Raw genomic sequence first — 13,441 nt, 5'->3', positions numbered from 1 at the left:
TGACCGGCGCAGAAGAGGGCCGTTGCAGGTGGGCTTAACCGTCGCCGTCACCGGGCCGACCGGGGAAATCGGCATCTCGGCCGTCACCGCGCTGGAGCGCGAACCCGCCGTGGACAAGATCCTCGGAATGGCGCGGCGGCCGTTCGATCCGCGCGTTCACAGCTGGGCGAAGACGACGTACCGGCAGGGAGACATCCTGGACCGCGACGCGGTCGAGGCGTTGGTCGCCGACGCCGACGTGGTCGTCCATCTGGCCTTCGTCATCATGGGCTCGCGTGAGGAGAGCGAACGGGTCAACCTGCGCGGCACCCGCAACGTATTCGAAGCCACGGTCGGGGCGAAGCGTCCCCGGCGCCTGGTGTACACCTCGTCGGTCGCAGCCTACGGGTACCACTCCGACAACCCGGTGCCGTTGACCGAGGATGTCCCGGCGCGCGGTTCTGCCGAGCACTATTACTCAGACCAGAAGGCCGCGTGCGAGGCGGCGCTGGCCGAGATCACCGAAGGGTCGTCCTTGGAGGTGTTCGTGCTGCGGCCGTGCATCGTCGTCGGTCCCGAAGCGCCCGCGCTGGCAGGGCCGTTGACGAAGTTGCCGGCGCCGGTGCGTGCGGTGTCCAGGATGGTGCCGTTGCTCAAGCCGGTGGTCCCCGACCCCGGATTTCCGCTGCAGTTGGTGCATCACGACGACGTCGCGTCGGCGATCGCGCTGGCGGCTACGTCACCGGCCCCGCCGGGTGCATACAACATCGCCGGAAACGGGGTCGTCACCGTCAGTCAGGTGGCCAAGGCCCTCGGGGCCCGCCCGATCCGGGTTCCGGCCGCTGCGGCATCGGTGGCGTCGACGACGATTTCGCGTTTGCCGTTCGTCCCCTCTCTGCTGGAGTGGCTGCACGTCGCGCGGACATCGGTGGTGATGGATACCAGCCGGGCCAGACGTCAGCTCGGTTGGCGCCCGACGCACACCTCGGCGGAGGCGTTGGAGTCGCTGGCCGCCGCGGTCTGACGTGGCCAAGGTACGTTGAGCCGGTGACAGGCGAAAAGACGCAGTGGGGCACGTAACCGCGCGTCGGCGCGTGAGACATCTGGTCGCCGATCAAGTGAGCACCCGCCAGGAGATCCTGGCCGTCGAAGAGCCGCTGGAAATCCGCCTCGACGGGACGCCGGTCACCGTGACTATGCGCACGCCTGGCTCGGATGTCGAACTGGCACAAGGCTTTCTGCTGACCGAGGGGATCATCGCCGAGCGGGCGGACGTGCGGACGATCCGATACTGCGCCGGGCGCGACACCGACGGCGTGAACGACTACAACGTGCTCGACGTGACGCTGGCATCCGGCGTCGAGCTTCCGGATCTGGATGTGACCCGCAACTTCTACACCACGTCCTCGTGCGGGGTCTGTGGCAAAGCGTCGCTGGAGGCGGTGCGCGCGATCAGTCGTTACGCGCCCGGGGACGATCCCGCCACCGTCAGCACCGCCACCTTGACCCGGATGCCGCACCAATTGCGGGGCGCCCAAACGGTTTTCGCGTCCACCGGGGGGCTGCACGCCGCCGCGCTGTTCGGGGTCGACGGGACGATGTTGGTCGCGCGGGAGGACATCGGCCGACACAACGCCGTGGACAAGGTGATCGGTTGGGCGCTGGAGCACGACCGGATCCCGCTGTCGGCGTCGGTGCTGCTGGTCAGCGGGCGGGCGTCGTTCGAGTTGACGCAGAAGGCGCTGATGGCCGGGATCCCGGTGCTGGCTGCCGTTTCGGCGCCGTCGTCACTGGCGGTTTCGCTGGCCGAGGAGTCCGGGGTCACGCTGGTGGCGTTCCTGCGGGAGGATTCGATGAACGTCTACACCCGGGCGGAGCGGGTCGTCTAGAAGCCATGGTCCGGCGGGATTCGGGCTGTGGATGAATGCTCAACTGGGGATAACAGGGTCGTTGCGCCGGCCGCTACGCGTCCGTCACCCCCAATGTGTCGGGGCGAGCGGGCACATTCAGCGTCATGACGACGATGACTCGAACCCAGCTCGGCGCGCTGGGTGAGCAACTGGCGGTAGACCATCTGATCGGCCTGGGCTTGCGGATCCTGGACCGCAACTGGCGTTGCCGATATGGCGAGCTTGACGTGATCGCGTGCGACGTGGCCGCCCGCACAGTGGTGTTCGTCGAGGTCAAGACGCGCACCGGCGACGGCTACGGCGGAGTGGCGCAGGCGGTGACCGGGCAGAAGGTGCGCCGGCTGCGCCGGTTGGCCGGGTTGTGGCTGGCCGGCCAGCACGAAAGATGGGCCGCGATCCGCATCGACGTCGTCGGTGTGCGTATCGGCCGTTGCCGCGTCCCGGAGCTGACTCACCTCAAGGGGGTGGGGTGATGGCGCTGGGACACGCGTTCTCGGTCGGGGTGCAGGGGTTGGACGGGCACATCGTGGAGATCGAGGCCGACATCAGCTCGGGACTGCCGGGGGTGCACCTGGTGGGTCTGCCCGACGCGGCGTTGCAGGAGTCGCGCGATCGGGTGCGCGCCGCGGTCACCAACTGCGGCAACGAGTGGCCGATGGCCCGCCTGATCCTGGCGTTGTCCCCGGCGACGTTGCCCAAGATGGGGTCCGTCTACGACATCGCGTTGGCGTCGGCGGTGTTGTCGGCCCAGCGCAAGAAGCGGTGGCATCGGCTGGAAAAGACAGTGCTGCTGGGGGAGTTGTCTCTGGACGGCCGGGTGCGACCGGTCCGCGGGGTGCTGCCGGCTGTGCTGGCCGCCAAGCGGGACGGCTGGCCGACCGTCGTCGTTCCGAGCGCCAACCTCGCCGAGGCCAACCTGGTCGACGGCATCGACGTCCGCGGTGTGCGCACGCTCAGGCACCTGCAGAGCTGGCTGGACGGGTCCGGGAGGCTGGACGAGCCGGTGCCCGCAGCACCCGTCGTCGACGAGCCGACGGCAGATCTGGCCGACGTCGTCGGTCAGTCGCAGGCCCGTTTCGCCGTCGAAGTGGCGGCCGCCGGTGCCCACCACCTGATGATGACCGGCCCGCCCGGAGTGGGTAAAACGATGCTGGCGCAACGCCTTCCGGGACTGCTGCCGCCACTGACCCATGACGAGGCACTCGAGGTCACCGCCGTCCACTCCGTGGCGGGCCTGCTGTCCGGGGACATGCCCCTGATCACCCGGCCACCATTTGTCGCGCCGCATCACACCTCCAGCGTGGCGGCCCTCGTCGGCGGGGGTAGTGGGCTGGCGCGTCCGGGCGCGGTCAGCCGGGCGCACCGCGGGGTGTTGTTTCTCGACGAGTGCGCCGAAATCGGCGCCAGGACGTTGGACGCGTTGCGAACGCCGTTGGAAGACGGCGAGATCCGGCTTGCCCGTCGCGACGGCGTGGCGTGCTACCCCGCCCGGTTCCAACTGGTGATGGCGGCCAATCTGTGTCCCTGCGCTCCGGCCGATCCGCAGGACTGCATCTGCCCCGGCCTGGTCAAACGACGCTACCTGAGCAAACTGTCCGGCCCGCTGCTGGACCGGGTGGACCTGCGGGTGCAGATGCACGTGGTACGTGCCGGGGCGTTCTCGGAGGCCGACGGAGAGTCGACAGCACAGGTCCGCCGCCGGGTAGCGCAGGCCCGGGAGGCCGCGGCCCACCGCTGGAAGCCGCACGGCTACAGCACCAACGCCGAAGTCAGCGGCGCGCTGCTGCGCCGGGAATTCAGGCTCGGGGGTGCCGCGATGGCGCCACTGCACAAAGCACTGCGGCAGGGGATGCTCAGCATCCGCGGCGTGGACCGCACGCTGCGGGTCGCGTGGACGCTTGGCGACCTCGCCGGGCAGACGTCACCAGGGTTAGCGGAAGTGGCTGCGGCACTGAGCTTTCGGCAGTTCGGAGCCGCGCGATGAGCATGGATGCACAGGCGCGGGCCTGGGCCTACCTGTCGCGGGTGGCCGAACCGCCGTGCGCTGAACTCGCCGCCCTGGTGCGATGCGTGGGCCCGCAGGAGGCAGCCGAACGCATTCGGCGGGGCCTGGTCGACGGCGCGCTGGCCCGACAGACCGAAGCCAGACGTGAAATCGACCGAGCCGCAGACGATTTGGATCTCATCGGGCGCCGCGGCGGCCGGCTGATCACCCCGGACGATGACGAGTGGCCGGTGCTGTCGTTCGCCGCATTCGCCAGCGCCTCCCTCAGATCTCGGGGCGGGCCGCCGCTGGTCTTGTGGGCGCTGGGACCCGCGGTGCTGGACGAGGTGTCCCAACGTTGCGCGGCCATCGTCGGCACCCGCGCCGCCACCAGCTACGGCGAACACATGGCGGCCGACCTGGCGGCGGGTCTGGTCGAACGGGACGTCGCGGTCGTCTCCGGTGGCGCGTTCGGCATTGACGGCGCGGCGCACCGGGCGGCGCTGGCGGCCGAGGGTGTCACCGTGGCCGTGCTGGCCGGCGGAATCGACGTGCCCTATCCGGCGGGACACTCCGGGTTGCTGCACCGCATCGGTCGGCACGGCCTGCTGGTCACCGAATACCCGCCGGGTGTCCGGCCGGCCCGGCACCGGTTTCTCACCCGCAACCGGCTCGTCGCCGCCGTCGCCGGCGCGACGGTCGTGGTGGAAGCCGGTCTCCGAAGCGGTGCCGCCAACACCGCGGCCTGGGCACGTGCGCTGGGCCGGGTGCTGGCCGCGGTGCCCGGCCCGGTCACGTCGTCGGCATCCGCGGGATGTCATGCGTTGCTGCGCAACGGCGCCGAGTTGGTCACCCGCGCCGACGACGTCGTCGAACTGGTTGGTCGCATCGGTGAGTTGGCGCTCGATGAGCCGCGACCTGAGACCCCGCTGGACGGGCTGAGCGAGACCGAGCGCCGGGTCCACGACGCGCTGCCCGGCCGTGGTTGCGCAACGGTAGACCAGATTGCCGTCGCGGCCGGGCTGGTCCCCGAACAGGTGCTGGGGCCGCTGGCGTTGCTTGAGGTGGCCGGACTCGTCGAGCCCGACGACGGACAGTGGCGCCTCGTGCGTCGGGCGCGCAGCAAAACGCGACTCGTATAGTCGAATGAGGGTCGGGTTCGGTGCCCTCAGGTCAGAACAGGAGCAACAGTGGCAGGTCGGCCTTTGCAGGCATTCGAAGTAGTCAGCACCGAGGACCTCACCCCGCACATGGTCAGGTTGGTGCTGGGTAGCAGTAATTTCGAGACCTTCGTGCCCAGCAAGTTCACCGACTCTTACGTCAAATTGGTTTTCGTCGCCGACAACATCGACGTGGACGAGTTGCCGCAGCCTCTGACGCAGGACAGTTTCTCCGACCTGCCCCCCGAGCAGCGGCCCCCGGTGCGCACCATCACCGTCCGTCGTGTCGACGAACAAGCCCAGCAGATCACCGTCGACATCGCGGTACACGGCGAACACGGGGTCGCCGGGCAATGGGCCGCGACCGCCGAACCCGGTCAGCGGATCTATCTGATGGGGCCCGGTGGCGCCTACACGCCCGACCCGACCGCCGACTGGCACCTGCTGGCCGGCGACGAATCCGCGCTGCCGGCCATCGCGGCGGCGCTGGAAGCCCTGCCCGAAACGGCGGTGGGCAAGGCGTTCATCGAGGTCGCCTTCCCCGACGACGAGATCGAGCTGACCCACCCCGAAGGGGTCGACGTGTCCTGGATCGTGCGCGGCGGCCGCGCCGACCTGGTTCCCGAAGACCGCGCCGGCGACCACGCGCCGCTGATCGAGGCGGTGACCACGACGCCCTGGTTGCCCGGTCAGGTGCACGTCTTCATCCACGGCGAAGCGCAGGCCGTCATGCACAACCTGCGCCCCTACATCCGCAAGGAACGCGGTGTCGAAGCCCAGTGGGCGTCGATATCCGGTTACTGGCGGCGCGGTCGCACCGAAGAGTCGTTCCGGCAGTGGAAGAAGGAACTCGCCGAGGCGGAGGCCGCGGATCAGTAGTCCTGCCGCCACCTTGCCACTGGCATCCTCTACGTCATGGCATTCGGTGACTATCAGCTCGAGATCTATTTCCAGGGCCTGGCCGGCGTAGCGCCCGCGCTGCCCATGGCCTACGCCGAGTTGGAAGCGCGGGCCGAGATGGCCATGCCGCCCTCGGTGTGGTCCTACGTCGTCGGGGGCGCCGGCGACGAGCGCACCCAGCGGGCCAACCGCGAAGCCTTCGATCGTTGGGGGCTGATGCCGCGCATGTTCGTCGGCGCCACCGAGCGCGACCTGTCGGTGGAGATGTTCGGCTTGAAGTTGCCGTCGCCGCTGTTCATGGCTCCGATCGGCGTCATCGGACTGTGCGCCCAGGACGGCCACGGCGACATCGCGACAGCCCGCGCGGCGGCCCGCACCGGGGTTCCGATGGTCGTGTCCACGTTGACCGCAGACCCGATGGAGGACGTCGCCGCCCAGTTCGGCGACACCCCCGGCTTCTTCCAGCTCTACACGCCCAAGGACCGGGAACTGGCCGCCAGCCTGGTGCAGCGCGCCGAGGCCGCCGGCTTCAAAGCCATCATCGTCACCCTGGACACCTGGATCCCCGGCTGGCGCCCACGCGACCTGAGCACCGCGAACTTCCCGCAATTACGCGGACACTGCCTGAGCAACTACACCAGCGATCCGGTCTTTCGTGCCAGCCTGCAGCGTCCACCCGAAGAAGACCCGCAAGGTACCGTGCTGCGCTGGGCGTCCCTGTTCGGCAACCCTCTGACCTGGGACGACCTACCCTGGCTGCGTTCGCTGACCGACCTGCCGCTGATCATCAAAGGCATCTGCCATCCCGCCGACGCGCGCCGCGCCAAGGACGGCGGAGTCGACGGCATCTACTGCTCGACCCACGGCGGACGGCAAGCCAACGGCGGGCTGCCGGCGCTGGACTGTCTGCCCGGCGTCGTCGAAGCGGCCGACGGGCTGCCGGTGCTGTTCGACTCCGGTATCCGCAGCGGCGCGGACATCGTCAAGGCACTCGCTCTGGGCGCGACCGCCGTCGGTGTCGGGCGCCCGTACGCCTACGGCCTGGCGTTGGGAGGTGTCGACGGCGTCGTGCACGTGTTGCGGTCGCTGCTGGCCGAAGCCGATCTGACCATGGCGGTCGACGGCTATCCCTCGTTGCAAGATCTCACCCCGGACACGCTGCGGCGCGTCGGCTGAAACACCGCGCGGGGCTCTGCGAGCGTGGGGGAGTGCAGGCGATCCTCGAGGAGTTCGACGAGTACCTGGAGCTGCAGTGCGGTCGGTCGGCGCACACCCGCCGGGCCTATCTGGGCGACATCCGGTCGTTGCTGGACTTTCTGACGCAGCGGGGCTCGTCACTGCAATCGCTGCGCCTGCCGGTGCTGCGGTCATGGCTGGCCACCGCGGCGGGTGCCGGTGCGGCCCGCACCACGCTGGCCCGGCGCACCTCGTCGGTCAAGGCCTTCACCGCCTGGGCGCTGCGGCGGGGGCTCATCGCGGACGATCCGGCGGTGCGGCTGCAGGTCCCCAAAGCTCATCGCACCCTGCCCGCGGTGTTGCGTCAGGACCAGGCGCTGGCGGCCATGACGGCCGCTAAATCCGGTGCGCAGCAAGGTGATCCGCTCGCGTTGCGGGACCGTCTGATCGTCGAGCTGCTGTACGCCACCGGGATCCGGGTCAGCGAGCTGTGCGGGCTGGACGTCGACGACGTCGACATCACGCACCGCCTCGTGCGGGTTCTGGGTAAGGGCAACAAGCAACGCAGCGCGCCGTTCGGGCAACCGGCCGCCGAGGCGCTGCGGGCCTGGTTGACCGAAGGGCGACCGGCGCTGACTACCGTCGAGTCCGGGCCGGCGCTGCTGCTCGGTGCTCGCGGCCGGCGTCTCGACGTGCGGCAGGCGCGCACGGTGGTGCACCAGACCGTCGCCGCGGTGGACGGCGCGCCCGACATGGGTCCGCACGGGCTGCGGCACAGCGCGGCCACCCATCTGCTGGAAGGCGGGGCCGACCTGCGCGTGGTGCAGGAACTGCTCGGCCACTCCAGCCTGGCCACCACCCAGCTCTACACCCATGTCGCGGTGTCCCGATTGCGTGCGGTGCACGACCAGGCCCACCCCCGCGCCTAACGGTTCCTCGGCGCGAACAGACGCAAAAGCCCCTATTTCGTGCCGAAATAGGGGGCTTTTGCGTCTGCTCGCCGGGGGTGCCAGCGGCTTGAGCCGGATCGGCGTCGACGCCAGCAGGCCCAGCGGGTCGACGTAGTCGGCCCGCGACGCCGGGCCCCACATCGCGCCCCAGTGCAGGCATGCCGCGGCGGGACAACCTGCGTGCCCGGCGATCAACTCACCGATCACCGCGCCCGAGGCCACCGACTGACCCGCCCGCACCGCGGCACGGACCGGCTCGTAGCTGGTGTGCAAACCGCCCGGATGAGCCAACGACACCACCGGCCGACCCGCCAACACATCTGCGAACACCACCGTCGCATCGCCCGCGGCGTACACCGGCTGTCCCGGCGCGCCGCCGAGGTCCACCCCGCGGTGGCCGGACAGCCAGTTCGGTGACGGCGCGTCGAAACCCCGCAGGACCGTCGGCGCCGGACGCAACGGCCACCGAAGCCGCCCGCTGTCGGCGTCTGCAGGCGGCGCATTGACCAGCACCCAACCCAGTAACAGCGCCACCGCCAGCCATCGCACCTGCTCAGTGCATCCGGAACCGGACCTGGGGGCCAGTCGCCGGGACGGGCCTGTGGACGACGGGCGCAGCTGGGAAAAAGCAGGTGCCGAGTCGGTGTAAACTTCTCGACGCAGCTCGTGACAAGCGGGCTGACTTCGCGCGTCTGCACAGCGACCCAGTGGTTCAGGGATCCGCGACAGCATGCCGAGCGGTCCCGCAGCCGAGTTCTCTTGGAAGCGGGTACGGCATCGCAGCAGGCGCCAGGGCTTGGCGTCACCCGATGCCGGGCAACAACCGACACAAGTAAGGCATCAGCATGGCCGTCGTAACCATGAAGCAGCTGCTCGACAGCGGCACCCACTTCGGGCATCAGACCCGGCGCTGGAACCCCAAGATGAAGCGGTTCATCTTCACCGACCGCAATGGCATCTACATCATCGACCTGCAGCAGACGCTGACCTTCATCGACAAGGCGTACGAGTTCGTCAAGGAAACCGTCGCTCACGGCGGGACGGTGCTGTTCGTCGGCACCAAGAAGCAGGCGCAGGAGTCGGTCGCGGCCGAAGCGACCCGCGTCGGCATGCCGTATGTGAACCAGCGCTGGCTGGGCGGCATGCTCACCAACTTCTCCACCGTGCACAAGCGGCTGCAGCGCCTCAAGGAACTCGAGGCGATGGAGCAGACCGGTGGCTTCGAGGGCCGCACCAAGAAGGAAATCCTGGGTCTGACCCGCGAGAAGAACAAGCTGGAGCGGTCGCTGGGCGGTATCCGGGACATGGCCAAGGTGCCCTCGGCCATCTGGGTCGTCGACACCAACAAGGAGCACATCGCCGTCGGCGAGGCCCGCAAGCTGGGTATCCCGGTCATCGCGATCCTGGACACCAACTGCGATCCCGACGAGGTCGACTACCCGATCCCGGGCAACGACGACGCGATCCGCTCGGCCGCCCTGCTGACCAAGGTGATCGCCTCGGCCGTGGCCGAGGGCCTGCAGGCCCGCGCCGGCGTGGGACGCGGCGACGGCAAGCCGGAGGCCGAGGCCGCCGAGCCGTTGCCCGAGTGGGAGCAGGAACTCCTCGCCGGTGCCGCGGCCACCGCTGACACCGGCGCCACCGAATCAACCACAGATGCATCCTAGGAAAGGCTGAGCATTGGCGAACTACACCGCTGCCGACGTCAAGCGACTTCGGGAGCTGACCGGTGCCGGCATGCTCGACTGCAAGAACGCCCTGGTCGAGACGGACGGCGACTTCGACAAGGCCGTGGAGGCGCTGCGCATCAAGGGCGCCAAGGACGTCGGTAAGCGTGCCGAGCGCGCGACGGCCGAGGGCCTGGTCGCCGCCAAGGACGGCGCGCTCATCGAGCTGAACTCCGAAACCGACTTCGTCGCGAAGAACGACGAGTTCCAGCAGTTGGCCAACAAGATCGTCGAGGCGGCGGTGTCGGCGAAGGCGACCGACGTCGACGCGCTCAAAGCGGCCGACGCCGGCGGCCAGACGGTCGAGGAGGCGATCGCGGCGCTGTCGGCCAAGATCGGCGAAAAGCTGGAGCTGCGCCGGGTGGCCAACTTCGACGGCACCGTCGAGACCTACCTGCACAAGCGCGCCGCGGACCTACCGCCCGCGGTGGGGGTGCTGGTCGAGTACACCGGTGACGGCGCCGAGGCGGCACACGCGGTGGCGCTGCAGATCGCGGCGCTCAAGGCCCGTTACCTGTCCCGCGACGACGTCCCGGAAGACGTGGTGGCCAGCGAGCGACGTATCGCCGAGGAGACCGCGAAGACCGAAGGCAAGCCCGAGCAGGCGCTGCCCAAGATCGTCGAGGGCCGGCTGAACGGCTTCTTCAAGGACGCCGTGCTGCTCGAGCAGCCGTCGGTGTCCGACAACAAGAAGACCGTCAAGGCGCTGCTCGACGAGGCCGGCGTCACCGTGACCCGGTTCGTGCGCTTCGAGGTGGGTCAGGCCTAGCGCCGGTCCGATGCCGCGCGTACATGCATTCGGCGACGACGCCCTGGGTGACCTCGACGCGATCGGTGTTGCCGAGGCCCTCCGCTCCGGTCGGCTGAGCCGGACCGAGGTCATCGAGGCGGCGATCGCCCGCGCGGAAGCCGTCGACCCCAGCCTCAACGGTTTGGCGTACGCGGCATTCGACGGCGCTCGCGCCGCCGCCGCGCGGGACTGCACCGGCTTCTTTGCCGGCGTGCCGACGTTGATCAAGGACAACGTCGACGTCGCAGGGATGCCGTCGATGTACGGCACCGATGCGTGGGAACCCCGCCCGGCCAAGGCCGACAGCCAGGTCAGCCGGGTGCTGCTGGACACCGGACTGATAGCGCTGGGCAAGACTCAGCTCTCTGAGTTCGGTTTCAGCGCCGCCGCCGAGCACCCGCGGTTGGGCCCGGTCCGTAACCCGTGGAACACCGATTACACCGCGGGCGCGTCGTCGTCGGGGTCGGGTGCGTTCGTCGCGGCCGGCGTGGTGCCGATCGCCCATGCCAACGACGGGGGCGGTTCGATCCGCATCCCGGCGGCGTGCACCGGGTTGGTCGGGTTGAAGCCGTCGCGCGGACGGATGCCGTTGGATCCGCAGTACCGTCGCATGCCGGTGGGCATCGTCGCCAACGGTGTCGTGACCCGCACGGTGCGTGACACGGCAGCCTGTTATCGCGAGGTCGAGCGCGTCTTCCGCAACCCGAAGCTGCCACCCATCGGTGACGTGACCGGCCCCGGCAAACGCCGCTTGAAGATCGCCGTTGCGACGCAATCGATTCAGCGTGAATCCAGCCCGGAAGTCCGGGATCTGACGCTGAAATCGGCTGGCTTGCTGGAAGAGTTGGGGCACCATGTCGAACACGTCGACAGCTCCTGGGTTCCGACCAGCTTCCTCGACGATTTCGTGCTGTATTGGGGACTGCTGTCGCTGGGCCAGGTGAGCGTTGGCCGGCGTGCGTTCGGTGACACCTTCGACCGCACTCGACTGGACGCGCTGACGCTGGGTCTCTATCGCCACGCCAAGAGCAATCTGCACCGGCTCCCACTGGCGATCGCCCGGCTGCGCCGGTTGCCGCGGCGCAGCGCGGAGTTCTTCGCCACTTACGACGCCCTGCTCACCCCGACTCTCGCCGACGCGACGCCGCAGGTCGGGTATCTGGCACCCACGGAGTACCAGCAGGTCATCGATCGGCTGTCCGAGTGGGTCGCGTTCACGCCGTTGCAGAACGTGTCCGGAGATCCGGCGATCTCGCTGCCGCTGGGCAGATCCGCATCGGGTCTGCCGGTGGGCATGATGCTGTCCGCGGCGACCGGGCAGGAAGCGCGACTGCTGGAACTCGCCTATGAACTCGAAGAGGCCGCGCCGTTCGCGCGGATCCACGCCGACTAGTCGGAGCCGAGCTTCTCCAACATCCGCTTGAACTCACGTTGCTGAGTCTCGGTCAGTTTGGCCAGGATGCGGGCGTCGGCGGCGCGCACCACGGACTCGGCGCGCTTGAGCAGACCGCGGCCCTTGGTGGTCAGCGAGGCCGGCAATGCGCGCCCGGACGACACCGACGCCGGCCGGGCAACGGCGCCGATATCTTCGAGTTTGTGCAGCACGGTGTTCATCGCCTGCGGGGTGACGCTGGCATGCCGCGCCAGTTCGGCGCTGGACGACCCCGGTGATGTGGAAAGTATTCGCAGACAGACGAATTCGGGCAACGTGAGCCCCAGTGGTGCGAGTGCGGCCGACGCTTCGGGCCGCAGCACCGACGCCACCCGATACAGCAGGTAGCCCAGCGGCGCGTCCTCGGTGCGGGTCATATCAAGCATATTGACATATGTCCGCGCCGGACGGTACCGACGGCGCGTCATTAATAACTCCGATAACGCATTTGCCCCCAGTGGCATTGCCTGGCGACCGAGCCCGATTGTGCCGCCGTCCTATTCGACGATTGTCAACCGAGGTGCGAAAACGTCATGGTGAAAATGTGAAAGTTGTGGCACGAAACGTATTGTGGCCCATCTCAAATTGCCGCTGTTTTCGCTGGTAATGAGGCTGCACAACGGGATTCGACGCGGTGTCACTGTTTGAGTATGTGCGCGTTGGGTAATTGGGCGGTTACGTGCGGTTGGCAATTGAACGCGCAAAGCTGACTGCTCCGAATGAGATCGAATGAGAGGATTGACGTGAAGTTCCGCACTACCACTGCAAAGACGGCCATCGGTGCCGCCGGTATCGCGGCGGTGAGCTTGTTCGGGGCCGCGGCGGCTTCCGCTGCGCCCACCATCGTCGAGGGTCTGGGGACGCCAGAGACGCTGGTCGACGGCCCCTTGAGCACCGACTACACGGTCAGCAACCTGCAGCCCGCCAATATCACCATCCCGGGCTACACCCCCAAGGGTCAGCTCTGGCAGGCCGATGTCCAGGTTCGCGCCAACAGCGGTGTGATCACGCCCGTGGTGTCCAACTTCAACGCCCGTGCCGAGGGTCAGAATTACCGGGTGATCACCACGAAGATGACTCCTGAAGGCTTGAGTCCTGCGCCGATCACTCAGGGCGGGATGGCCAGCGGAAAGATCTACTTCGACGTGACCGGTCCCGCCCCGACCCGGGTGGTCTACAACGACGGCGTGCAGGATGTGTTGGTCTGGGAGGGTAGCCAGGCAGGCGCCCCGGCGCCCAATGCCTTGCCGAACCCGGCGCCTGCGCCCAACTCGGTGCCCGGCCCCAACTCGGTGCCCGCGCCGAACGCGGTTCCCGGCCCGAACTCGGCTCCGGCCCCCGACGCGGTGCCGAACCCGAGTGCCCCGGCAACCAACTGACCGGCCTAACGCAGCCTAGTTAGCCAGGTTGATCCTCCCCGCGCCGCCGCCATG

13 protein-coding genes and 1 pseudogene are annotated in these 13,441 nt (G+C 68.7%); 12 read left to right on the top strand and 2 right to left on the bottom strand.

Features of this window, described 5'->3' with window-relative positions; translation table 11 throughout:
- Positions 1 to 28 precede the first annotated feature (28 nt).
- From AC5Y4D_RS12845 to AC5Y4D_RS12810, 8 genes are all read left to right on the top strand, one after another.
- A complete protein-coding gene (locus AC5Y4D_RS12845) occupies positions 29 to 1,003 on the top strand; it encodes an NAD-dependent epimerase/dehydratase family protein (RefSeq protein ID WP_500037328.1) in 975 nt (324 codons plus the stop codon).
- 43 nt (positions 1,004 to 1,046) lie between these two features.
- Positions 1,047 to 1,868 (top strand): formate dehydrogenase accessory sulfurtransferase FdhD, encoded by an 822-nt coding sequence (gene fdhD / locus AC5Y4D_RS12840; protein ID WP_500037327.1) that lies wholly within the window; start codon positions 1,047 to 1,049, stop codon positions 1,866 to 1,868.
- Positions 1,869 to 1,993: 125 nt separating this feature from the next.
- On the top strand, positions 1,994 to 2,362 hold the full coding sequence (locus tag AC5Y4D_RS12835; RefSeq protein WP_499942131.1) for a YraN family protein: 369 nt from the start codon (positions 1,994 to 1,996) through the stop codon (positions 2,360 to 2,362).
- The gene (locus tag AC5Y4D_RS12830; protein WP_499942133.1) at positions 2,362 to 3,873 is read left to right on the top strand and encodes a YifB family Mg chelatase-like AAA ATPase; all 1,512 of its coding nucleotides are present in this window, start codon (positions 2,362 to 2,364) and stop codon (positions 3,871 to 3,873) included. The genes AC5Y4D_RS12835 and AC5Y4D_RS12830 overlap by 1 nt, the downstream gene beginning before the upstream one ends.
- A gap of 2 nt (positions 3,874 to 3,875) precedes the next feature.
- On the top strand, positions 3,876 to 5,015 hold the full coding sequence (gene dprA, locus AC5Y4D_RS12825) for a DNA-processing protein DprA (protein WP_500037361.1): 1,140 nt from the start codon (positions 3,876 to 3,878) through the stop codon (positions 5,013 to 5,015).
- 48 nt (positions 5,016 to 5,063) lie between these two features.
- Positions 5,064 to 5,912, top strand: a complete 849-nt coding sequence (locus AC5Y4D_RS12820; RefSeq protein ID WP_499942135.1) for a siderophore-interacting protein — start codon at positions 5,064 to 5,066, stop codon at positions 5,910 to 5,912.
- 36 nt (positions 5,913 to 5,948) lie between these two features.
- Positions 5,949 to 7,109, top strand: coding sequence for a lactate 2-monooxygenase (locus tag AC5Y4D_RS12815; RefSeq protein WP_500037326.1), 1,161 nt, complete (start codon positions 5,949 to 5,951; stop codon positions 7,107 to 7,109).
- Between the two features lie 32 nt (positions 7,110 to 7,141).
- Complete coding sequence (locus AC5Y4D_RS12810; RefSeq protein ID WP_500037325.1) at positions 7,142 to 8,038, top strand: tyrosine recombinase XerC; 897 nt, start codon at positions 7,142 to 7,144, stop codon at positions 8,036 to 8,038.
- Positions 8,039 to 8,110: 72 nt separating this feature from the next.
- Here the strand turns inward: AC5Y4D_RS12810 and AC5Y4D_RS12805 are convergent.
- A pseudogene (locus tag AC5Y4D_RS12805) lies at positions 8,111 to 8,608 on the bottom strand (M23 family metallopeptidase); the annotation flags it as partial.
- A gap of 296 nt (positions 8,609 to 8,904) precedes the next feature.
- On the opposite strand from AC5Y4D_RS12805, the gene rpsB reads away from it, so the two are divergent.
- From rpsB to AC5Y4D_RS12790, 3 genes are read left to right on the top strand one after another with little or no spacing between them, the layout of a single operon-like run.
- The gene (gene rpsB, locus AC5Y4D_RS12800) at positions 8,905 to 9,726 is read left to right on the top strand and encodes a 30S ribosomal protein S2 (RefSeq protein ID WP_499942140.1); all 822 of its coding nucleotides are present in this window, start codon (positions 8,905 to 8,907) and stop codon (positions 9,724 to 9,726) included.
- A 13-nt stretch (positions 9,727 to 9,739) separates the two neighbouring features.
- On the top strand, positions 9,740 to 10,555 hold the full coding sequence (tsf, locus tag AC5Y4D_RS12795; protein WP_499942141.1) for a translation elongation factor Ts: 816 nt from the start codon (positions 9,740 to 9,742) through the stop codon (positions 10,553 to 10,555).
- Positions 10,556 to 10,565: 10 nt separating this feature from the next.
- The gene (locus AC5Y4D_RS12790) at positions 10,566 to 11,969 is read left to right on the top strand and encodes an amidase (RefSeq protein ID WP_500037324.1); all 1,404 of its coding nucleotides are present in this window, start codon (positions 10,566 to 10,568) and stop codon (positions 11,967 to 11,969) included.
- On the opposite strand, the gene AC5Y4D_RS12785 is transcribed toward AC5Y4D_RS12790, so the two are convergent.
- Positions 11,966 to 12,385: a MarR family winged helix-turn-helix transcriptional regulator gene (locus AC5Y4D_RS12785; protein ID WP_499942143.1), complete on the bottom strand. Its 420-nt coding sequence runs from the start codon at positions 12,383 to 12,385 to the stop codon at positions 11,966 to 11,968. The genes AC5Y4D_RS12790 and AC5Y4D_RS12785 overlap by 4 nt on opposite strands.
- A 366-nt stretch (positions 12,386 to 12,751) precedes the next feature.
- On the opposite strand from AC5Y4D_RS12785, the gene AC5Y4D_RS12780 reads away from it, so the two are divergent.
- A complete protein-coding gene (locus AC5Y4D_RS12780) occupies positions 12,752 to 13,387 on the top strand; it encodes an MPT63 family protein (protein ID WP_500037323.1) in 636 nt (211 codons plus the stop codon).
- Positions 13,388 to 13,441 lie beyond the last annotated feature (54 nt).

The sequence above is a fragment of the Mycobacterium sp. NGS67 genome, assembly GCF_059812185.1.
Note: the sequence above shows the minus strand (reverse complement) of the source record. Positions and strands in the feature narration are given on the sequence as shown.

Excerpts from the sequence above, each read along its gene's own strand:
- AC5Y4D_RS12830 (WP_499942133.1), top strand. The coding sequence starts at position 2,362 with ATGGCGCTGGGACACGCGTTCTCGGTCGGGGTGCAGGGGTTGGACGGG.
- dprA (WP_500037361.1), top strand. The coding sequence starts at position 3,876 with ATGGATGCACAGGCGCGGGCCTGGGCCTACCTGTCGCGGGTGGCCGAA.
- AC5Y4D_RS12790 (WP_500037324.1), top strand. The coding sequence starts at position 10,566 with ATGCCGCGCGTACATGCATTCGGCGACGACGCCCTGGGTGACCTCGAC.
- rpsB (WP_499942140.1), top strand. The coding sequence starts at position 8,905 with ATGGCCGTCGTAACCATGAAGCAGCTGCTCGACAGCGGCACCCACTTC.
- AC5Y4D_RS12785 (WP_499942143.1), bottom strand. The coding sequence starts at position 12,385 with ATGACCCGCACCGAGGACGCGCCGCTGGGCTACCTGCTGTATCGGGTG.
- AC5Y4D_RS12835 (WP_499942131.1), top strand. The coding sequence starts at position 1,994 with ATGACGACGATGACTCGAACCCAGCTCGGCGCGCTGGGTGAGCAACTG.
- AC5Y4D_RS12815 (WP_500037326.1), top strand. The coding sequence starts at position 5,949 with ATGGCATTCGGTGACTATCAGCTCGAGATCTATTTCCAGGGCCTGGCC.